The sequence below is a fragment of the Curtobacterium flaccumfaciens genome (assembly GCF_013359815.1).
Lineage (GTDB): Bacteria > Actinomycetota > Actinomycetes > Actinomycetales > Microbacteriaceae > Curtobacterium > Curtobacterium flaccumfaciens.
Map to the genome: position 1 here is coordinate 480,240 of NZ_JABMCF010000040.1, position 20,121 is coordinate 500,360.

Here is a 20,121-nt window from a genome sequence, read left to right on the forward strand (position 1 = left end):
AGCGCCCGCTCACACCGCCCGCGGCCGCCGCACCACCCGCCGCCACCACGCGCGCCACGGCAGGGAACTCACCAGCGCCGACCCGATCACGACGGTCCCGAACCACCCCACGACGACGCCCGGGATCGGCACGAGCAGACTCGCCCACAGCAGCACCGACAGCACCCCGAGGACGTACGCCGCCCCGGCCTTCAGGTACCGAAGCCGCTTCAGCCCAGCAGCCTGGTCGACCCGCGAGGTCAGGCGGGCCAGGAACACCGCGCCCACCCCGATCGCCCCGATGGCGACCGCGGCCTGCTCCAGCGCCCCGAGCCCGTCCGACCCGAGCGGCCCGGACCCCGACAGGCTGTACACGCCGTCGAGGATCTCGAAGAGCATGAACACGACGAGCCCCCGCTCGAACACGACCGTCGACGCGTACAGGTGGATGCGCCAGGCCCCGCGGCCGACCCCGATCGACGCCGTGTCCGACCCGCCGCCGCCGGGGCCGCTGCGCAGCGCCCACGCCGCGGTCCGCTTCGACACGAGGTACGCGGCGATGCCGGCCACGCCACCGAGCGCGACCGGCAGCAGCGCACCGGCGGCCCAGCCGGAACGCGACCCGACGAGCACGGAGGTCACGACGACCCCCGTCGCAGCGGTGACCAGTGACCAGACGCGCGGTCGCGCGACGGAGGCGAGCCGCGCCTCCAGGCTGCCCAGCCACGACCTGCGGGACGCGCGGTCGGTGTTGAACAGGTACTCGGCGAAGACCTGCCAGATGAACGCGGCGCCGAAGGCGGCGAGGGCCGGACGCACCTCGGCCAGGTGCGCGGAGAACGAGCCGGGCGCGAAGACGGCTTCCTCCACCGAGCTGGCCGGGTCGGTCGCGTCACCGACCGCGACAGCCGCCGGCGGCAGGAGCAGGCGCATCGCGAGCACGCCCGCGACGATCCCGAGCGACAGGAACAGCCGCCGGGCGGGGGAGTGCAGCCGGCCGGCGATGCCGGCCATCGGCACGGACGAGTCCGCTGCCATCGCGATCTCGAGGAACGCGAGGGCGACGAAGGCGAGCGCTGCGGCGGGGCCGAGCACCAGCCAGGCCGCCGCGGCGGCCGCGACGGTGATGAGCAGGGGGACGGTCAGGAGTGATCTCGTGGCCATCTGCCCATCCAGCACGGTCGGGCTGGGCGGCGCATGGAGCGCTCCTGGGCATCGGCCTGGAGGCCCGTGGGGACCCCGCAGAACGGGTGACGGCCCGTCCCCACTTGCGGGGACGGGCCGTCAGGTCGCGCGGGTGGGTCGTCGCGTCAGTCGTGGAACGTCTCGATGGACGCGCCGAGCGAGTTGAGGCGCTCCTGCAGCTGCTCGTAGCCACGGGCGATGATGCCGACGTTGCGCAGGACGCTCTCGCCCTTCGCCGCGAGCATCGCCAGCAGGATCACCACGGCGGGCCGCAGCGCCGGCGGGCAGCTGATCTCAGCGCCGGAGAAGTGCGTCGGGCCGGTGACGTCGAGGCGGTGCGGGTCACGCAGGGTGACGCTCGCGCCCAGGCGGGTGAGGTCGAGCAGGTGGATCGCCCGGCCCTCGTAGACCCAGTCGTGCACGAGCGTGGTGCCCTCGGCCATGGCCGCGATGACGACGAAGAACGGCAGGTTGTCGATGTTCAGGCCGGGGAACGGCATCGCGTGGATCTTGTCGATCGGCGCATGCAGTTCGGACGGGTACACCGTGATGTCGACGAGGCGGGTGCGGCCGTTGGCGGCGGCGTACTCCTCGGTGACGTCGAAGCGCAGGCCCATCTCGGCCAGGGTCGCCAGCTCGATCTCGAGGAACTCGATCGGCGCCCGGGTCACGGTGAGGGTCGACGCGGTGACGATGCCCGCGGTCAGCAGGCTCATCGCCTCGACCGGGTCCTCGCTCGGCCAGTAGTCCACGACCTCGTCGATCTTGCTCTTGCCGGTGATGCGGAGCGTGGTGGTGCCGATGCCCTCGATCTGCACCCCGAGCAGCTCGAGGAAGAAGCAGAGGTCCTGCACCATGTAGTTGGGGCTGGCGTTCCGGATGACGGTCTCGCCGTCGCGGGCCGCGGCGGCCAGGATCGCGTTCTCGGTCACGGTGTCGCCGCGCTCGGTGAGCACGACCGACTTGGTGGGGACGGCCTGGTTCGCCACGTCGACCTCGTACCAACCGGAGGTCGCCTCGACGTCCACGCCGAACGGACGGAGCGCGATGAGGTGCGGTTCGACCGTGCGGGTGCCGAGGTCGCAGCCGCCGGCGTAGGGCAGGCGGAAGGACTCGTACCGGCCGCTGAGCGGGCCGAGGAACATGAGCACGCTGCGGGTGCGGCGGGCGGCGTCTGCGTCGATCGCGTCGAGGTGCAGGTCGTCGGGGGCGACGATCTCGAGGGTCTCGCCGTCCTCCGACCACGTGACGCTCGCGCCGAGGCTGCGGAGCACGTCGATGATGCGGTCGACCTCGACGATCCGGGCGACCTTGTGCAGACGGGTCACGCCGCGGTTGAGCAGCGAGGCGCAGAGCAGTGCCACGGCGGCGTTCTTGCTCGAGTTCACCGCGATGGAGCCGCTGAGCTTCCGGCCGCCCTGGACGCGCAGGTGTGCACGCTGCGGGGCGCCGCCGATCGAGACGATCTGCTGGTCGAGGGCGTCGCTGATGCGGGTGAGCATCTCGAGGGACAGGTTCTGCCCGCCCTGCTCGATGCGGTTGATGGCGCTCTGGCTGGTGCCGACGCGTTCGGCGAGCTGGGCCTGCGTCATGCTGCGGCCCTTGCGGGCGCCCCGGATCAGGGCGCCGACCTCACGGAGGGGTGCTGCGGTCGCCGGAGATGCCGGCGAGACGACGGTGGTGGTGTCGGTCATGCGCGCCACGCTAACACGCTCATGAGATAAAGCAGTGGAAGATCGACACCCGTTGCGCGTCTTGAGGTCTCGAATACGTCACAGTTGGGAATTTCGGGGGACGAAACCGCTCAGGGATCGGTCAGGGTGCCTCGGACGATGGAGTCACCGGAGTGCGCCGGATCACCGTCGTCGGCCTCGGCCGAGACGTCCACGACCGGGAACTCCGCGGTGTCGACGCCGTCGGGCACCGTGAAGCGGCCCTGGTCGCCGTCGAGGTAGCCGACGCTCACCAGGCCGCCGAGGTCCGACCGCATCATCCAGACCTCGCGCAGCGGACCGGTGCCGGAGCGACCGCGCTCTCCGTGCAGGTCGACGAGCAGGGTCACCCTGCCGTCCTGGTCACGTTCGAGTTCGGCGCGGCCGGTCGTCCCCGACCAACCGGGCAGTGCGGCGAGCTCGGTGTTCGCCAGGACGGTCTCGGTGTCGCCGCGGGGGAGTCCGGGGACGATCCCCGACGCCACACCGATGCCGAGGACGACGGCGATGACACCGACGCCGGCGACCGCGACGGCGAGGGCTCGGCGACGACGGGGACGGGATCGGGGCCGGCGGGCCACGGCGTGGTGCTGCGCGTCGGACCGGGTGCCGACGGGCGCCCCTTCGGGTGTGCGTTCGGCCGCTCGTCCGGGTTCGGTCGTCGCCGCCGACTGTTGCGGCGTCCGGGCGATCTCGGCCGCGATCCGGTCCCACACGTGCTCCGGGGGCGCGGCCAGCGTGACGTCCTCGGACGCACGGGTCACCGCGGCGACCCGCTGCAGCGCGGCCACCTCGTCGCGGCACCGGTCACAGGACGCCAGGTGCTCGGCGACGTCGTCCGCGGCGACCTGGTCGGAGACCGCGAGCATCGCCAGCGTCTCGTCGTCGACGTGCTTCATTCGATCACCTCCAGACGTGTTCGGAGCCGAGTCAGACTTCGGTGGATGTGGCTCTTGACGGTGCCCAGTGGCAGTTCGAGCCGTTCGGCGATCTCACGATGGCTGAGGTCGTCGTAGAACGCCAGTCGCATCACGCGTCGTGGGACCTCGTCGAGCCGCTCGAGCTCGCCGGCGACCAGTGCGCGTTCGGCCAGGTCGAATGCCGGTTCCGGCGCTGGTGTGGTCTCCTCGACCACGTCCGGGTCGGCGGCGCTGGCGTGCCGTCTGCGCTCGTTCTGCGCGTCGGCGATGCAGTTCCGGGTGATGCCGACCAGCCATGCGCCGAGCGGGGCGCGGCCGGGATCGTAGCTCGTGCTGCGCTGCCAGGCCTTCACGAAGACCTGCTGCGTGACGTCCTCGGCGGCGGCCGGGTCGGCCAGGGCGCGCAGGGCCAGCGAGTACACGAGCGACGACCACCGTTCGTAGACGGCTCGCAGGGCGTGCTCGCCCCCGGCGCGGAACGCGTCCGAGAGCTCGCTGTCGTCCGGGAGGATGGTCGTCACGTCTTCCTGTCGCTGGCGCGGTCGTCGTCGACCACGATCCGATCGTAGGGGGCGGATCGTCGCCACGGTCAGGCCGGGACCGCGGTGACGACGAGGTTGCTCTCGTAGTGTCCGGTGGCTGCGTCGAACGTCCCGCCGCAGGTCACCAGGACGAGCCGTCGTGGTCCGTCGTCGCGGAACACCTCGCCCCAGGGGAGTCCCTGCTTCTCGAGCATGCTGACGGAGTCGATCCGCCACGCGGTCTCGGCACCGTCCGCGTCGGTCAGGGCGACCCGGGTGCCGGTCGGGGCGTCGCCGAGGCGGGAGAACGGGCCGATGCCGTAGCCGACCGCGTCGACGTGGGCCGCGATCACGACGGTGCCCTCGGTGGACGACGGTGCGGCACCGAACCGGTACCAGCCCGCGGTCGCCGGGTCGGGCGGCAGCGCCATCGCGCCGTCCTCGTCGACCCCCTCGGGGCGGACCGCCGCGCTGATGCCGGCGTGGTCGACCGTGATGGTGGTGGGGGCGGGGGCGGCCCGGACCGGGGGGATCGTGGCGGCCTGCTGCGGGACCTCGGTCGAGAACGCCGACGGGACCGGTGTGGGGGTGGTGGTCGGCAGGACGGACGGCTGCCCGCCGGGGGTGGTCCCGGCCGACGAGCACCCGGTCAGGGAGGCGGCCGCCACGGCGACGACGAGCGTCACCGTGGCGGACCGCACGGGGCGTGGCACGTTCAGCGGCGGGTGGCTGCGTGCCGGCGGCGGAGCACCACTGCCCCGATCGCGGCAGCGGCGGCCAGTGCGGCCGCCGCTGCGCCGACCAGGGGCAGGGGGTCCTGGTCGTTCGAGGCCACGAGACCGGCGTTCCCGGCGGGGACGCCGTTCGGCGTGCCACCGAGGTCCGCGATCGTCTGCGTGGCGAGGGCGAGGTTGTCGTCGTCCAGGCTGCCCCAGGCGTAGACGATGGTCGACGAGCCCGCGGTGACCGCGACGTCCGCCGGGCCGATCACGGGGTCGGTGGTCCCGGTGGCGGCGACGGTCGCCGACACGGTGCCGGCCGGCAGCTCGAGGGCCTGCTCGTCGGGGTTCGACAGGTTCGACACGACGGCCTTCCCACCGGCGAGGACGTCGACGGCCGGTGCGGCGGCGACGTGCCGGACGACCAGGCGTCCCTGGCCGGCCGCGACGGCCGAGGTGTCGTTGGTGAACACCGTGGCGGTGGGTGACCCGTCTGCGGCGTCGTGGGCGACGGCGGTGTAGTTGCCGCCGGCGTCGAACGAGACGTCCGCCGGGCCGATGATCGGCTTCGACGCGTCGGTGGCGTCCGAGGCGGTGATCGCGAGCTGGTGTGCACCGGCCGGCACCATCATCGGGCCGGCGAGGGTGCCCGGGGTGAAGTCGTCGATGGCACGTTCGCCGTCGAGGTAGACGTCGACGGTGACGTCGGGGACGGCGTGGAGGACCGAGAGCGTCGCCTCGCCGGTGGCGGCGGTCGCAGCGGTCGCGGGCAGTACGGCCGCAGCGGCGGCGAACAGGACACCGGCGCTGAGGCCGGTGGCGAGTGTCTTGCGCATGACGTGTCTCCTTCGGGCCTGTCCGGGCCGGTGCGGACGACGTCGTCCTCGACGTCGTACCCCCACTACCGCCGGAGCACCCCGATCGGATGCAGCGATTTCCTGGGGATCAGCTGAGACGGCGCCAGACCCCAGCGTTGCCCGGACGCGACCAGGTCTCCGGATCGCCCGTGACGGCCTCGTCCCCGGCTCCCCGGTCGGTGAGCCGGTACGCGGAGTCCGGCGTCCACCCGGCGACGACGCTCGCGCGGCTGCCGTCGACCGGCACGGTGAGCCCGGAAGTGCGGAACCAGCCCGCGACGGTCAGGTGCACGACGTCGTACTCGGTGGCCACCGCGGACCAGTCCGGCTGCACCCAGTCGCCCTGCCGTCCGGTCGCCACGGCCCAGTCGTTCCGTCGGGTCGTCCCCGTCACGTCGAGCGGCCAGCGCCGGCACAGCGCGGCCCAGTCGGCGGGACCGTCGACGGTGCACACGCGCGCCGTGGCATCGGCCGGCACCGCCGAGACGACGGCGCGTTCCTGCCCGAAGGAGTCCTCGACCGCCCAGAGCGCCAACGGCCCGGCGGACGGGAACGGCGCTCGCGTGTGCTGCGCGAGCGGCCACGGCGGCGTTGTCCACCACACACCGCTGGCCACCCCCGGGTTCCCCTCGGCGTCCTCGCGGCGCAGCTCACGGGACCAGTCCGCGAGCGCCTCTGCCGCTCCCGGACGTCGGGGCTGCTCGTCCTCGTCGAACTCGACGGTCCATGCTCCGCCCTGCGGGTCGAAGAGCCGGCGCACGACCGGGCTGTCGACCGCCCACCGAGCGAGCCGCCGGAGCGCGGCCTGCAGTTCCGTCCGAGCGAGGAGCGCGTCCAGCGCATCGGGCTGCTGCCACCACAGCGCGCTGTCCGCAGTCGATTCGAGCGCGACGACGACCTCGTCCTCGCCCACGGACGGCAGGGGCACCGCCGCGAGTGCGCTCGCCACCGCTGCGAGGTTCGGAGCCGGATCGGGTTCGACCGGACCACCGATGCCGAAGAGCGTTCGGTCGTCGCCGCGTTCGACGCCGAGGTGGTGCTCCGCCCAGAAGAGCAGGTGGCCGAGCTGCACGGCGGCCGGGTCGTCGGAGTCCTGGACACCCCTGACGAGCTCCAGGCAGAAGCGCCGGCCACGCGGGTGGGCGAGCAGGTCCGAGGCATCGATCACCGATCCAGGCTAGTGACGGTCGCTAACGCACCCGTCGCACCCGCCGATAGTCCTCCGTGCAGGCCCACGGACGGGCCCGCATCCCGCCCCACGGACGGCGGCGGGACGATCGAGAACCAGGACGGGCCATGATCGTCGTCACACGACTGAACGGCAGCGGATTCGCTGTGAACCCCGATCTCGTGGAGCGCATCCAGGAGACGCCGGACACGACGCTCATCATGGTCGACGGCGCGAAGTACATCGTGCGGGAGTCGATGGCCGACGTCATCGACCTGATCGCCGCGTACCGCGCACGCATCGTCGGCATGGCCTACGGCACCGACCAGGCCCCCCGCTCGAGCACGAACACCGGCCCGCAGCCGACGCTCGCCCCGGTCGCCGCACTCCGCTCCACGCAGCACGGCCGCGCGCTGGACGGAGGTCGCTGACGTGGACATCGCAACGATCGTCGGCATCCTGCTCGCCTTCGGCGCCCTGTTCGGCATGGTCCAGATGGAGCACGTCGAGCTCGGTGGACTCTTCCTGCCCGCCCCGATGCTGCTCGTGTTCGGCGCCACCATCGGCTGTGGCATCGCCAGCACCACGCTGAAGGACGCGATCGCCAGCTTCAAGGCCGTGCCGAAGGCGTTCACCGGCAAGGTCACCCCGCCGGCGTCGGTCATCGACGACGTCGTCGGGCTCGCCGAGACCGCCCGCGCCAACGGCCTGCTCGCCCTCGAGCAGGAGGCCGACAAGCACGACGACCCGTTCATGAAGAAGGCGCTGCAGAACATCGCGGACGGCACCGACGGCGACGAGCTGCGGATCCTGCTCGAGGACGAGATCGAGTCGAACGCGGCACCCACCCGGAGCGCGAGCGCGTTCTTCATGGGCCTCGGCGGCTTCGCCCCGACCGTCGGCATCATCGGCACCGTGGTCTCGCTGACCCACGTGCTCGCGAACCTCGGCAAGCCCGACGAGCTCGGTCCGCTGATCGCCAGCGCGTTCGTCGCCACCCTGTGGGGCCTGCTCACCGCGAACTTCATGTGGCTGCCGATCGGCGGCAAGCTCCGCAAGCTCGCCCAGCTCGAGTCGGACCGCCAGACGCTCCTGATGGAGGGGCTGCTCGCGGTGCAGGCCGGCAGCCAGCCCCGCCTGCTCGGTGAGCGGCTGAAGGCCATGGTCCCGCCCGCTGCACGCGCCGACACGGGCGGCAAGGGCGGCAAGGCCGGCAAGAAGGCCGACGCGGCCGACGACCAGCAGCTGGCGGCCTGACCGTGAGCGCCAACCCCCGGGGCCGCGGCCGCGGTCGCGCGAAGAAGTCCCACGACGAGGCCGAGCACCCCGACGAGCGCTGGATGGCGTCGTACATGGACATGATCACGGTGCTGATGTGCATGTTCCTCGTGCTCTTCGCGATGTCCACCGTCGACCAGGAGAAGTACATCCAGCTGAAGCAGTCGCTCGCCACCGGCTTCGGCGAGGTCGACTCGCAGAAGATCGACACCGCGAGCGGCACCGTCGTGACGAAGGACCAGGTCGAGGACGGCTCCGGCTACTCGACGGACAAGTCCCAGGCGGACCACTCGACCGCCTCGTCGGGCACGAAGGACACCAACGTCGACCCCGCGTCGACGGTGGTGCCGACGACGGCGAGCAAGCAGGACCTCGCCGAGGCGAAGCGCGAGCTCGACGACCTGACGAAGCTGGAGCGTGCGATCCAGCGCAACCTGGCGAAGGCGGGCCAGACCGAGAACGTCCAGTTCACCGTGGACGCCCGCGGCCTGATCGTCCGGTTGATCGGCAGCGAGACGTACTTCGGCACGAACAGCGCGGACCTGTCCGACCAGGCGCGGTCGATCATGGACGCCATCGCGCCGGTGCTGAAGACCTCCGCCCACGACGTCAGCGTCGAGGGGCACGCCGACCAGCGGAACTCGACCGCGCCGTACGCCACCAACTGGGAGCTCAGCGCCGCGCGGGCGACCGGGGTCCTGCGCGACCTGGTCGAGCGGGGCGGGATGCCCGGCGACCACGTGCAGAGCGTCGGCTTCGGGTCGAGCCGGCCGCTGGCGAAGGGCGGCACCGAGCAGGACCTCGCACTGAACCGGCGGGTCGACATCGTGGTCCTGTCGAACGCCGACCAGGACGTCAGCGCCCTCATGCCAGCGCTGGCCAAGGCGCAGGACGGAGCACAGCAGGGCTGAGACACGCAGCGCAGCAGCGCTGGGACACGGAGCGCAGCAGGGCTGGGACACGCAGCGCGCGGAGGGCACCAGCGCTGACGCCACCGCCCCACTACGGGGTACAGCACTGACGGGTGCCCCACAGGTGACCGATAGACGCACCCGTGACCGAGACCCTGCCAGCGCCCGAGGTGTACGACTTCGCGCGCCCGTCGACGCTGGCCCGTGAGCACGCCCGGGTCCTCGAGCTCGCCTTCGAGACGTTCGCGCGCCAGTGGGGCACGCAGCTGACGGCGAAGGTCCGCGCGGTCAGCCAGGTCACCTGCGAGCAGGTGGAGATGACGACGTACGACGAGTACGCCGCGTCGCTGCCCGCGCTCACCGGCATGGTGCTGCTGCCGATCACCGGCCTGACCCCGAAGGGCGTGCTGCAGGTCCCGCTCGACGCTGCACTGACGTGGGTGTCGCACGCGCTGGGCGCCTCGAAGCCGCTGCCGACGCCGGACCGCACCTTCACGCCCATCGAGCAGGCCCTGGTCCGCAAGATCGTCGAGGACGCCCTCGACGACCTCCGCTACTCGTTCGGCGGGCTGCTCGCGCAGGACGTCACGGTCGGCGGGTTCCAGTTCAACAGCCAGTTCGCCCAGGCCGCGCAGAAGGGCGACCTGATGATCGTCGCCTCGTTCTCGATCCGGGTCGGCGACCGCATCGCCCCCGGCACGCTGGCCCTGCCGGCCGAGGCAGTCCTGCCGCAGCTCGGCGAGGCCGCCGCGCACGTGTCGCCCGCCGACGCCCGAGCCCTGCTCGACGCGCAGCTCGAGAGCGTGCCCGTGGGCGTCAGCCTGCGCTTCGCCCCGGCCGCGGTCCTGCCGACGCAGGTCCTGCGGCTCGCCGTCGGCGACGTCCTGCCGCTGCCGCACCCGCAGCACCGGCCCCTCACCATCGCGGTCGACGGCGAACCCGTCGGCACCGCCGCGGTCGGCGCGAACGGCTCGCGCCTCGCCGGCATCGTCGTCACCACCACGAGCACGGAGCAGCACTGATGACCGAAACGACCACCCTCCACACCGCAGCGGCCGAGTCGCTCGCGGCGCAGCTCCCGACGGCCGCCCCCTTGACCGCGGTGCTCCTGCCTGGAGGCGCGACACCGGTCGTGCTCGACGCGGCGACGGACGCCGTGGTCGCCTCGTTCGTCGGCGGCCTGTCGGCCGACCTGGCGCTCGTGCTCACCGACCTCGAGTCGATCACGGCCGCCGGAGGCACCGACCACGGCATCGTGGCCGTCACGGACGTCCTGCGTCCGTCGCTCGAGGCCGCGACCGGGGTCCTCGGCGTCGGGGTGCTCGGCGAGGCGAACCGCGAGTCGGCCGCGTCGCTGCTGGCCGACCCGGACACCGTCGTGTTCGAACTGACCGCCGGTGGCCTGCCCGCCGGGTGGTTCGGCATCCGGATCCGCGAGAACGGCACGGTGTCGGCGCCCGTCGTGGCGAACCTGCCCGCCGGCAACCTCGGCCGGATCAACAACGTCGAGATGACCCTGACGGTCGAGATCGGCCGCACCCGGATGTCGGTCCGCGACGTGCTCGGCATGGAGCCCGGCGCCGTCGTCGAGCTCGACCGCAGCGCCGGTGCCCCCGCCGACGTCCTGCTGAACGGCCGCCTCATCGCGCACGGCGAGGTCGTCGTCGTCGACCAGGACTACGCGGTCCGGATCACCCGCATCCTCGACGTCGCCGAGACGGTCTGACCCGCACGTGGACACCCTCGTCGTCACCCTCCGCGTCGCGCTCTCGCTCGGCGTCGTGCTCGCCCTCATGTGGGTGCTGCACCGCGCGAGCCGCAAGCGCTTCTCGGGCAAGCCGTCGGGCCGCCGTGCCGCGACCGTCGAGGTCGTCGGTCGGCAGGGCATCGGCGGCAAGGCGAGCGTCGTCGTGGTCGACGTCGAGGGGGAGCGGCTCGTGCTCGGCGTGTCCGAGCACGGGGTCAACCTGCTCACCAGCGGGCAGGCGCCCGCGCCGGAACTCACCATCGTGACCGGACCGGTGGCGCTGCCCGTGCGTCCCGCCCCGTCGGCCGACGCGTTCGGTCGGGAACTCGCGCTGCAGTCGGACTCCACCACGGGCCTCCCGGCAGGCACGGACGACGTGACCCGCACGACCGACGCGACCAGCGCCGTCGCGCCGCTGCCGATGCGCCCGCGCAACCGTCGCCCGCAGCGCGCCGTGCCGAGCGCCCAGCAGCTGCAGGGCTCGATCCTGTCGGTCGACACCTGGCGCCAGGCCGCCGCCGCGCTGCGGAACCGGCGGGCCGGGTGACCGCGGCAGGGCCGCACCGGCTGGCACGGTCGGGTCGACTCGTCGCCCTCGTCCTGCTCGGCCTGGCGGTCGTGGCCGGGTTCCTGATGCTCACGACGACCGGTGCGCACGCCGCCGGTGTCGTCGAACCCACCGCCCCGGCGACCCCGACCGCCCCCGCGACCGGTGACTTCAGCGTCAGCGTGAACGGCCCGGACGGCACCCCGTCGTCGGCCGTGGTGACGCTCATCGGCATCACGCTGCTGAGCGTCGCGCCCGCGCTGATGCTCATGATGACGTCGTTCACGAAGATCTTCGTCGTGCTCGCGATGACCCGGAACGCGCTCGGGCTGCAGTCGATCCCGCCGAACCAGGTGATCGCCGGACTGGCGCTGTTCCTGTCGCTGTTCGTGATGGCACCGGTGCTCGGGCACATCAACGACGACGCCCTGCAGCCCTACCTGGCCGGGCACCTCGACTTCAACCAGGCCGTCGAGATCGGCACGAAGCCCCTGCGGACCTTCATGCTCCACCAGACCCGTGACGAGGACGTCGCCCTGATCACCCGCGCCGCCGGGCTGGACAACCCGAAGTCGATGGCGGACGTGCCGATGACGACGGTGATCCCGGCGTTCATCATCTCGGAGCTCCGCAGCGCGTTCATCATCGGGTTCGTCATCTTCATCCCGTTCCTGGTGATCGACCTCGTCGTCTCCGCAGCCCTGATGTCGATGGGCATGATGATGCTCCCGCCGGTCATGATCTCGCTGCCGTTCAAGATCCTGCTCTTCGTGCTGGTCGACGGCTGGGGCCTCATCATCACGTCGCTCATCGAGAGCTACCACGTTGTCTAGGGGGCACGCATGAACCAGCAGGCCGTCATCGACCTCGTGCTCCAGGCGCTCCTGGTGTCCGGCAAGCTCGCCGCCCCGGTGCTCATCACCTCGCTCGTCGTCGGCTTCGCGATCTCGCTGTTCCAGTCGGTGACGCAGATCCAGGAGGTCACGCTCTCGTTCGTGCCGAAGGCCGTCGCCGTCGCGATCGCCCTGGTGGTCTGCGGCAACTGGATGATCTCGGAGATGATCGCGTTCACGCACGTCGCCTTCGACATGATCCCCAGGCTGCTCGGGGCCGGTTGATGGAGCTCAGCATCGACGCCGACCGTCTGGAGGCGACCATGCTCGCCGGCGTCCGGCTCGTCGCGTTCTTCGTCATCGCGCCGCCGTTCTCGTACCGGGCGTTCCCGGGCACGGTCAAGGTGATCCTCGGGCTGGGGCTGGCCATCGGCGTCGCCCCGCGCGTCGCCGTCGGCTACGAGTCGCTCGAGACGGGGCCGTTCCTGCTCGCCCTGCTCACCCAGCTCGTCGTCGGGCTGTCCCTCGGGTTCCTGGTGTTCCTGGTGTTCGCCGCCGTCCAGTCGGCGGGTGCGCTCATCGACCTGTTCGGCGGGTTCACGCTCGCGCAGGCGTTCGACCCGCAGTCCCAGGTCAACGGCGCCCAGTTCACCCGCCTGTTCCAGATGACCGCGCTCGCGCTGCTCTTCACCTCGGGCGGATACCAGCTCATCGTCGGCGGTCTGGTGCGCTCGTTCGACGCCGTGCCGCTCACCGGCACCTTCGCGGTGGACGGGCTCGCGTCGATGCTCGTGACCGCGATGTCGCAGATGTTCCTCGCCACCCTGCAGATCGCCGGACCGCTCGTCGTCGTGCTGTTCCTGGCCGACGTCGGCCTCGGGCTGCTGACCCGCGTGGCACCGGCGCTCAACGCGTTCCAGATGGGCTTCCCGATCAAGATCGGCCTGACCGTCCTGTTCGCCGGCGCGCTCTTCATGGCGCTGCCCTCGGTGGTGTCGTCGCTGACCGGCGACGCCGTCGAGGCGATCACGGGACGGGGGTGACGACGTGTCCGACAGCGGAGAACGTTCCGAACAGGCAACCCAGCAGCGGATGCGCGAGGTCCACGAGAAGGGCCAGATCGGTCGCTCGCAGGACCTCGGTGCGTGGATCGGGATCGCCGTCGCGGCGCTCATGATCCCGGCCGCGATCGGCAACGCCGCGGCCGCCGGGCAGGACCAGCTCCTCGCCGTGCAGCGGGTCATCGAGGACCCCGAGCTCGGTGCCGTGCAGGCCCTGCTCGCCGACGCCCTCGGTTCGATGGGTGCGACCCTCGGCCCGATGCTCGCGGTCGTCGCGGTCGCGGTGCTCGCCGCCGCCGTCACCCAGGGCGGGGTGCACTTCCGCAAGATGGCGCCGCAGGCCGACCACTTCGATCCCGTCGCCGGACTGAAGCGCGTCTTCGGCACCCAGGCGCTCTGGAACGGCGCGAAGGCGCTGCTGAAGACCGCCGTCGTCGGGCTCGTCCTGTGGTTCGCGGTGCAGGGGCTCATGCCGGTCCTGATGACGAGCGGCTCGCTGCCGCTGTCGGCCGTCCTCGAGGCCGCCGCCGCCGGGTCGGGCACCCTGCTGCGCGCCGCGATCGTCGCCGGGCTCGTCCTCGCAGCCCTGGACGTGTTCGTGGTGATCCGACGCAACCGGAAGCGCACGATGATGACCAAGCGCGAGGTCAAGGACGAGAACAAGCGGAGCGACGGCGACCCGCTGGTGAAGTCACAGCGCCGCTCCCGCCAGCTCGCGATGAGCCGCAACCGGATGATCCAGGCCATCGGCACCGCGGACGTCGTGATGACGAACCCGACCCACTACGCCGTCGCGATCAAGTACGAGCCGGGGAAGTCCGCGCCCCGGGTGGTCGCGAAGGGGGCCGGCCCGGTCGCCGACGTGATCCGCGCCCGTGCCGAGGAAGAGCGCGTGCCGATCGTCCGCGACGTCCCGCTCACCCGGGCCCTGCACGCCGCGTGCGAGCTCGGGCACGAGATCCCCGTCGACCTGTACACGCCGGTGGCGCGCGTCCTGTCCTTCGTGATGGCGCTCAAGGCCCGCGGCACCGCGGCCGGCACGCACGCGCCGCCGAGGCCGACCACCCCGGACGAGGTCGCGAGCGTCATCGACCCCGCCACCCTGACCGGGGACCTCCGCCCCCGCAGGCTCCGCACACCGCGCACCGCAGAGAACCAGACCGAAGGACTCCCCGCATGAACCGCAAGGACCTGCCGAAGCTCGTCGTCCCGGTGTTCATCGTCGGCATCATCCTGCTGCTGATCCTGCCGGTGCCGTCGTTCCTGCTCGACTTCCTGATCATCATCAACATCCTGCTGGCGCTGGTGATCCTGCTCACGACGCTGTTCGTCAAGAAGCCGCTCGACTTCTCGGTGTTCCCGTCCCTGCTGCTCGTCGCGACGCTGTTCCGGCTCGGCCTGAACGTGGCGTCCACCCGGCTGGTGCTCGGCGAGGGCTTCGCCGGTGACGTCATCCAGGCGTTCGGCCATGTCGCCGTCTCCGGGTCGATCATCATCGGCGCGGTCATCTTCCTCATCCTCATCGTCATCCAGTTCGTCGTGGTGACGAAGGGTGCCGAGCGCGTCGCCGAGGTCGGGGCACGCTTCACCCTCGACGCGATGCCGGGCAAGCAGATGGCGATCGACGCCGACCTGAACGCCGGGCTGATCACCGACCAGGAAGCCAAGGAGCGCCGGGCCGCGGTGTCCGCCGAGGCCGACTTCTACGGCGCGATGGACGGTGCGTCGAAGTTCGTCAAGGGCGACGCGATCGCCGGCATCCTGATCATCATCATCAACCTGATCGGCGGCATCGCGATCGGCATGCTCCAGAACGGGCTGTCCGTCACGGACGCGCTGTCGAAGTACGGGATCCTGACGATCGGTGACGGCCTGGTGACGCAGATCCCGGCGCTGTTGATGGCGGTGTCGACCGGCATGATCGTCACCCGGTCCGGCGCGGAGTCCGAGATGGGGTCCTCGGCCGCGACCCAGCTGTCGCAGTCGCGGAACGCCCTGATGATCGCCGGTGTCGCTGCCATCGCCATGGGGTTCATCCCCGGCATGCCGATCCTGCCCTTCCTGCTCGTCGGCGCGACCCTGCTCTTCACGGGCTGGCGCATCGGCCGGAACGCCGCCCGGGCCGAGGCCGACGCCGCCCAGCAGCAGGCACTCGCGGCCGCGACGCCGACCGGCGACACCCCGGAGGACCTGCTCGAGCAGATGCGCGTGCACGCCCTCGAGATCCTGCTCGCCCCCGACCTGGTCGACATGGTCTCCGGCGCCTCGGACGACCTGCTCGGCCGGGTGCGTGCGCTCCGCCGCAAGATCGCGATCGACATGGGCATCGTCGTCCCGCCGGTGCGCACCCGCGACTCGATCGACCTGCCGCCGTCGACGTACGCCATCCGGATCGCCGGCGTCGAGGCGGGTCGGGGCACCGCGCCCGCCCGCAGCGTCCTGGCACTCGGCGACCACCTGGACGGCCTGCCCGGCACCTCGACCGTCGAGCCGGTGTTCGGCCTGACCGGCAAGTGGGTGCCCGCCGAGCTCCGGCACGCCGCCGAGATGACCGGCGCGACCGTGATCGACCGGGTCTCCGTGCTCGTCACCCACCTGCAGGCGGTCATCGGCGACAACGCCGCGCGCCTGCTCACCCGCGAGGACGTCAAGGTCCTGACCGAGGGCGTCAAGCAGGTCAACCCCGCCGCGGTCGAGGAGCTCGTCCCCGGCATGCTCTCGATGGCCGAACTGCAGCGGGTGCTGCAGGGCCTGCTCGCCGAGCGCGTGCCGATCAACGACCTCGGCCGGATCTGCGAGGCCCTCACGCTCCGCGCCAAGGTGTCGACCGACCCCGAGGGACTCGTCGAGTCCGCCCGTGCGGCCCTCGGCCCGGCCCTCGCCGCCCGGCACACCGACGCCGGCACCCTGCGCGTCATCATGATCGACCCGATGCTCGAGCAGTCGATGCTCGAGGGGCTCCGGCCGTCCGAGCAGGGCAGCCAGATCGTGCTCGACGCGCACCGCATCGAGCAGGTCCTCGGCTCCGTCCGCGACGCCGTGCGCTCCGTGGAGGACCAGGGGCTCTCCGCCGTCCTGGTCTGCGCCCCGCAGCTCCGCCCGGCCGTGCACCGCATGGTCGCCGCCCAGTCGAACGGGCTCCCGGTGCTGTCGTACCAGGAGGCCACCGCCGCGGGCTCCACCATCGAGACCGTGGGAGTGGTCCGTGCCGCCGACCCGATTGCAGCGTAGCGGCGCCACGCTCGAGTCCGTCCGCGACGCGGTCCGGACCGAGTTCGGCGCGGGTGCGCGGATCGTCGCGGCCGAACGCGTGACCACGCCGGGCTTCGGCGGACTGTTCCGCAAGGCGCACGTCGAGGCCACCGTCGAGGTGCCGGAACCGGGGGACCAGCCCACCGCCCGGGTCGTCATCGCCGACTCGCCCGTGCAGCGCGTCGGCATCGCAGCGCTGCTCGCCGACGCCGAGGCGGCCGAGGCACGCATCGCCGGCACCGACGGCACCGCGACGACGCGGGCCGACGCCTTCGCGTCGGTGCTCGACGGGTTCCAGGCGGACGGCATCACGCCGAGCGCCCCGCGCCCGACGCGTGCGCCGGCCGAGCCGGACGTACCCGCGGGGGTCGACCCGCGCCTCCAGGCCGCCGTCGACGCGCAGACGCTGGCCGACGCGCAGGCGCAGCCGGTCGTCGAGCCCCGGTCGGGAGGCCCGTTCCGCGTCCTCGACGCGCCCTCGCCTGCTCCGGTGGCCCGGTCCACCGCGCCCGCCGTACGGTCCGCGGACGGTGACCTGGTGCTCCTGGTCGGGCGGCCGAACGACGTCGACGCCGCCGCCGGACTCTTCGCGGTGCGGCACGCGCTCCGCCCGACGGACGCCGCCGACCGCCGTGCCGCGATCCTGGCGCGGGCCGACGGTGTCCGCGACGGGCACGCCGTGCTCGCCGTCGCCGCGTGGGACGACCGGGCGACCGGCGACGCGCTGGAGGCCGACCAGGTGTGGGTCGTGGTCGACGTCGGGCGGAAGCCCGCGGACTCGGCCGCGATGGTGTCCGCGGTGGCCTCGCGGCTGCCCGTGGTCGGTGTCGTGGCGATCGGTGCGGGGGAGACCGCCACGCCCGGGTCGGTGGACCTGCTGGGGCTGCCCGTCGTGTCGCTAGGCTGAACCGGTGCTGGTACTCACGCGGAAGGTCGGCGAGCGGATCCTCGTCGGCGACGACATCGTCATCACGGTGCTCGACTCCCGGGGCGACGGCGTCCGGATCGGCATCGACGCCCCGCGCGGCGTGAAGATCCAGCGCGAAGAGGTCGTGCGTGCGGTCGCCGAGGCGAACGCCGAGGCCGCCGCCGCCGGTGACGACGCCGAGGCGCAGCTGCGCGCGGCGCTCGGGGCGCGTGGCGGGGCTGCCGCGGACGGCTCGACTCCGTCGGAGCCGACCGACTCCTAGCCGTCCGACGCAGCCACGCCCGTCACGGGCGCGGCTGCTCGTCGATCACGGCTGCGGCTGTCTGTCCGTCACGGGCGGGGCTTCTTCTCCTGTTCGGGCAGGCGGCCGGCGGCGGCCTCGGCGGCGAACCAGGCGCGTGCCTCGTCCTGTCGGGCCTGCTCGGCACCGAGCGCGATCGGCGCCCGGACGTGACCGGGCTCGTACCCGAAGGTCTCGATCAGCTGCGGCACGATCGGTCGGACACGGGCGACGAGCCGGTCGATGTACGCGGACACCGCACGGGCCCGCTGCGCCGACAGTCGGCCGTGCAGCAGGTACCAGTCCAGGTGCTGCTCGAGCAGGCCGAGCGCGAACAGGTCGCGCAGCCAGACGAGCACGCGTCGGGTGTCGCCCTCGGTGACCTCGTCGAGCGCCTCGGTGAAGGCGTCCCACTGCATGAGCTCGGCGTGGGCCTTCGACGCCTCGATGAGCTCGTGCTGCGAGCGGTTCAGCAGTCGGGCGGCGCGGGCGCGGTCCTTGCCGGCCGACGCCAGGCGCATGCCGATCTCGGCGACCATCGTGTCGACCCGACCGGCGAGCAGCTCGCGCTGCGTGCGGGGGTCCTGCAGGTCGGCGACGCTGGCGGCCAGGGACCCGCGGTCGGCCACGGTCTGGCCGAGGCGGCGGATGCCCGACGCGTCGGCCAGCTTCGACGCCGCGACGGCGGCCACGAACTTCGCGGTGGACGCCGGGTCCTTCGGGGCCTTCGCGCGGAACTCGGTGAGCAGGCGCTTGCCGACGAGCTGCAGCAGCACGGTGTTGTCGCCCTCGAACGTCACGTAGACGTCGAGGTCGGCGCGGAGCCCGGTCAGACGGTTCTCGGCGAGGAATCCGGCACCGCCGCAGGCCTCGCGGGCCTCCTGCAGGGTGTCGAGCGCCGACCAGGTCGACATCGACTTGAACGCCGCGGCCTGGGTCTCCAGGTCTTCCCGGCGCTCCGGGGTGTCTTCACGACCGCTGAAGACATCGTCGAAGGTGCGCAGGAGCTTCTCGTGCGCGAACGACTGCGCGAACACCGTCGCCAGGCGCGGGATGAGCCGGCGCTGGTGCCGGCCGTAGTCGAGCAGCACGCCCTCGGTGCCGTCACCGGTGGGGAACTGGCGGCGCTGCATGGCGTAGGTCAGGGCGATCTGCAGCGCGATCTTCTGGGCGACGACCGCGGCGCCGTCGAGCGACACCCGGCCCTGCACCAGGGTGCCGAGCATCGTGAAGAACCGGCGGCCGGGCGAGGCGATCGGTGACGAGTAGGTGCCGTCCGCGGCGACGTCGCCGTAGCGGTTCAGCAGGTTGGTGCGGGGGACCCGGACGTGGTCGAACGCGAGCCGGCCGTTGTCGATGCCGTTCAGGCCGCCCTTGGGGCCGTCGTCCTCACCGCTGACGCCGGGCAGGAACGCCCCGTCGGCGTCGCGGAGCGGGACGTAGAACGCGTGCACGCCGTGGTCGACACCGGCGGTCACGAGCTTCGCGAACACGACGGCGGCGTGGCCGTGCAGGGCTGCGTTGCCGATGTAGTCCTTCCACGCACCGCGGAACGGCGTGTGGATCTCGAACTCCTCGGTCGCGGGGTCGTACGTGGCCGTCGTGGCGATGCTCTGGACGTCCGAGCCGTGGCCGGTCTCGGTCATCGCGAAGCAGCCGGGGACCTCGAACGAGACGATGCCCGGCAGGAACTCGCGGTGGTTCGCCTCGGTGCCCAGGTGATGCACGGCGGACCCGAACAGTCCCCACTGCACCCCGGCCTTGATCTGCATCGACGGATCGGCGACGACGAGCTCCTCGAACGCCGCCAGGTTGCCGCCGTGGTTGTCCTGGCCGCCGAACTCTGCGGGGTACGGGCGCTGGATCGCCCCGGCGTCGACCAGGGTCCGGAGCTGCTCGAGCACGCGTGCCCGGTGCTCGGGGATCGGCTGGCCCTCGATCTTCTGCATCGCGGGGTCGAGCGCGAGCCGCCGGGAGATCCGGCGGTCCTCGGCCCAGCGTCCGAGCAGGAGCTCCTGCACCAACTCGACGTCGATGCGGACGTCGGTGTCCGTCCCGGCCGTCGGGGTGCCCGCTGCCGGGTCGCCGGCGGCATCGGCGTTCGGCGCGGCGTGCTGCGCGGCATTCTTCGCGTCGACGTCCGGCGCGGTGTCGCTGCCGCTGGCGGGGGTGGTGCGCTGGGCGGGTGCGGTGTCGACCATGGGCGGAGTCCTCCTGAACTGC

Annotated in this window: 21 protein-coding genes; 13 read left to right on the plus strand and 8 right to left on the minus strand. The window is 72.3% G+C overall.

Annotation, left to right across the window (positions count from 1 at the left end; translation table 11 throughout):
* Window positions 1–9 precede the first annotated feature (9 nt).
* From HP445_RS16050 to HP445_RS16080, 7 genes are all read right to left on the minus strand, one after another.
* Window positions 10–1,143 carry a DUF475 domain-containing protein gene (locus tag HP445_RS16050; protein WP_111110398.1) on the minus strand — a complete coding sequence of 378 codons (1,134 nt, stop codon included), beginning with the start codon at window positions 1,141–1,143 and terminating at the stop codon, window positions 10–12.
* 146 nt (window positions 1,144–1,289) lie between these two features.
* Window positions 1,290–2,858 (minus strand): helix-turn-helix domain-containing protein, encoded by a 1,569-nt coding sequence (locus tag HP445_RS16055; RefSeq protein WP_171907747.1) that lies wholly within the window; start codon window positions 2,856–2,858, stop codon window positions 1,290–1,292.
* Between the two features lie 110 nt (window positions 2,859–2,968).
* The gene (locus HP445_RS16060; RefSeq protein ID WP_128779863.1) at window positions 2,969–3,775 is read right to left on the minus strand and encodes an anti-sigma factor; all 807 of its coding nucleotides are present in this window, start codon (window positions 3,773–3,775) and stop codon (window positions 2,969–2,971) included.
* On the minus strand, window positions 3,772–4,317 hold the full coding sequence (locus HP445_RS16065; RefSeq protein WP_128779864.1) for an RNA polymerase sigma factor: 546 nt from the start codon (window positions 4,315–4,317) through the stop codon (window positions 3,772–3,774). Before HP445_RS16065 ends, HP445_RS16060 begins: the two co-directional genes overlap by 4 nt.
* 68 nt (window positions 4,318–4,385) lie before the next feature.
* Window positions 4,386–5,018 carry a class F sortase gene (locus tag HP445_RS16070; RefSeq protein WP_164941103.1) on the minus strand — a complete coding sequence of 211 codons (633 nt, stop codon included), beginning with the start codon at window positions 5,016–5,018 and terminating at the stop codon, window positions 4,386–4,388.
* Window positions 5,019–5,032: 14 nt separating this feature from the next.
* Window positions 5,033–5,872 (minus strand): DUF4397 domain-containing protein, encoded by an 840-nt coding sequence (locus tag HP445_RS16075; protein WP_128779866.1) that lies wholly within the window; start codon window positions 5,870–5,872, stop codon window positions 5,033–5,035.
* Between the two features lie 109 nt (window positions 5,873–5,981).
* Complete coding sequence (locus tag HP445_RS16080) at window positions 5,982–7,061, minus strand: hypothetical protein (protein ID WP_128779867.1); 1,080 nt, start codon at window positions 7,059–7,061, stop codon at window positions 5,982–5,984.
* Between the two features lie 128 nt (window positions 7,062–7,189).
* Here HP445_RS16080 and HP445_RS16085 point away from each other — a divergent pair, with 128 nt between their 5' ends.
* The 13 genes from HP445_RS16085 (at window position 7,190) to csrA (ending at window position 17,880) form a co-directional block, all read left to right on the plus strand.
* Window positions 7,190–7,492, plus strand: coding sequence for a flagellar FlbD family protein (locus HP445_RS16085; RefSeq protein ID WP_110863815.1), 303 nt, complete (start codon window positions 7,190–7,192; stop codon window positions 7,490–7,492).
* 1 nt (window position 7,493) lies between these two features.
* Window positions 7,494–8,318 (plus strand): motility protein A, encoded by an 825-nt coding sequence (locus HP445_RS16090; RefSeq protein WP_111039553.1) that lies wholly within the window; start codon window positions 7,494–7,496, stop codon window positions 8,316–8,318.
* A 2-nt stretch (window positions 8,319–8,320) separates the two neighbouring features.
* On the plus strand, window positions 8,321–9,250 hold the full coding sequence (locus HP445_RS16095; protein ID WP_111046112.1) for an OmpA/MotB family protein: 930 nt from the start codon (window positions 8,321–8,323) through the stop codon (window positions 9,248–9,250).
* Between the two features lie 143 nt (window positions 9,251–9,393).
* Entirely contained in the window at window positions 9,394–10,272 is an 879-nt protein-coding gene (locus tag HP445_RS16100; protein ID WP_084740413.1) for a flagellar motor switch protein FliM, read from the plus strand.
* A complete protein-coding gene (gene fliN / locus HP445_RS16105; RefSeq protein ID WP_128779868.1) occupies window positions 10,272–10,976 on the plus strand; it encodes a flagellar motor switch protein FliN in 705 nt (234 codons plus the stop codon). The genes HP445_RS16100 and fliN overlap by 1 nt, the downstream gene beginning before the upstream one ends.
* A gap of 7 nt (window positions 10,977–10,983) precedes the next feature.
* Window positions 10,984–11,544 (plus strand): FliO/MopB family protein, encoded by a 561-nt coding sequence (locus HP445_RS16110; protein ID WP_175330828.1) that lies wholly within the window; start codon window positions 10,984–10,986, stop codon window positions 11,542–11,544.
* Entirely contained in the window at window positions 11,541–12,377 is an 837-nt protein-coding gene (gene fliP / locus HP445_RS16115) for a flagellar type III secretion system pore protein FliP (RefSeq protein WP_027465540.1), read from the plus strand. The genes HP445_RS16110 and fliP overlap by 4 nt, the downstream gene beginning before the upstream one ends.
* A gap of 9 nt (window positions 12,378–12,386) precedes the next feature.
* Window positions 12,387–12,662 carry a flagellar biosynthesis protein FliQ gene (gene fliQ, locus HP445_RS16120; protein ID WP_111022850.1) on the plus strand — a complete coding sequence of 92 codons (276 nt, stop codon included), beginning with the start codon at window positions 12,387–12,389 and terminating at the stop codon, window positions 12,660–12,662.
* Entirely contained in the window at window positions 12,662–13,420 is a 759-nt protein-coding gene (locus HP445_RS16125) for a flagellar biosynthetic protein FliR (protein ID WP_110894673.1), read from the plus strand. Before fliQ ends, HP445_RS16125 begins: the two co-directional genes overlap by 1 nt.
* A gap of 4 nt (window positions 13,421–13,424) precedes the next feature.
* Window positions 13,425–14,618 carry an EscU/YscU/HrcU family type III secretion system export apparatus switch protein gene (locus HP445_RS16130; protein WP_128779870.1) on the plus strand — a complete coding sequence of 398 codons (1,194 nt, stop codon included), beginning with the start codon at window positions 13,425–13,427 and terminating at the stop codon, window positions 14,616–14,618.
* A complete protein-coding gene (locus HP445_RS16135; protein WP_128779871.1) occupies window positions 14,615–16,669 on the plus strand; it encodes a flagellar biosynthesis protein FlhA in 2,055 nt (684 codons plus the stop codon). The genes HP445_RS16130 and HP445_RS16135 overlap by 4 nt, the downstream gene beginning before the upstream one ends.
* Window positions 16,644–17,597 (plus strand): hypothetical protein, encoded by a 954-nt coding sequence (locus tag HP445_RS16140; protein WP_128779872.1) that lies wholly within the window; start codon window positions 16,644–16,646, stop codon window positions 17,595–17,597. The genes HP445_RS16135 and HP445_RS16140 overlap by 26 nt, the downstream gene beginning before the upstream one ends.
* A 4-nt stretch (window positions 17,598–17,601) precedes the next feature.
* On the plus strand, window positions 17,602–17,880 hold the full coding sequence (gene csrA, locus HP445_RS16145; RefSeq protein WP_111030047.1) for a carbon storage regulator CsrA: 279 nt from the start codon (window positions 17,602–17,604) through the stop codon (window positions 17,878–17,880).
* Window positions 17,881–17,948: 68 nt separating this feature from the next.
* Here csrA and HP445_RS16150 read toward each other — a convergent pair whose 3' ends face one another.
* Complete coding sequence (locus tag HP445_RS16150) at window positions 17,949–20,099, minus strand: acyl-CoA dehydrogenase family protein (RefSeq protein WP_111039558.1); 2,151 nt, start codon at window positions 20,097–20,099, stop codon at window positions 17,949–17,951.
* Window positions 20,100–20,121: the final 22 nt, after the last annotated feature.

Coding starts and splice junctions, on each gene's coding strand:
- HP445_RS16050 (WP_111110398.1), bottom strand. CDS start 1,143: ATGGCCACGAGATCACTCCTGACCGTCCCCCTGCTCATCACCGTCGCG.
- HP445_RS16055 (WP_171907747.1), bottom strand. CDS start 2,858: ATGACCGACACCACCACCGTCGTCTCGCCGGCATCTCCGGCGACCGCA.
- HP445_RS16060 (WP_128779863.1), bottom strand. CDS start 3,775: ATGAAGCACGTCGACGACGAGACGCTGGCGATGCTCGCGGTCTCCGAC.
- HP445_RS16075 (WP_128779866.1), bottom strand. CDS start 5,872: ATGCGCAAGACACTCGCCACCGGCCTCAGCGCCGGTGTCCTGTTCGCC.
- HP445_RS16085 (WP_110863815.1), top strand. CDS start 7,190: ATGATCGTCGTCACACGACTGAACGGCAGCGGATTCGCTGTGAACCCC.
- fliN (WP_128779868.1), top strand. CDS start 10,272: ATGACCGAAACGACCACCCTCCACACCGCAGCGGCCGAGTCGCTCGCG.
- fliQ (WP_111022850.1), top strand. CDS start 12,387: ATGAACCAGCAGGCCGTCATCGACCTCGTGCTCCAGGCGCTCCTGGTG.
- HP445_RS16125 (WP_110894673.1), top strand. CDS start 12,662: ATGGAGCTCAGCATCGACGCCGACCGTCTGGAGGCGACCATGCTCGCC.
- HP445_RS16135 (WP_128779871.1), top strand. CDS start 14,615: ATGAACCGCAAGGACCTGCCGAAGCTCGTCGTCCCGGTGTTCATCGTC.
- HP445_RS16150 (WP_111039558.1), bottom strand. CDS start 20,099: ATGGTCGACACCGCACCCGCCCAGCGCACCACCCCCGCCAGCGGCAGC.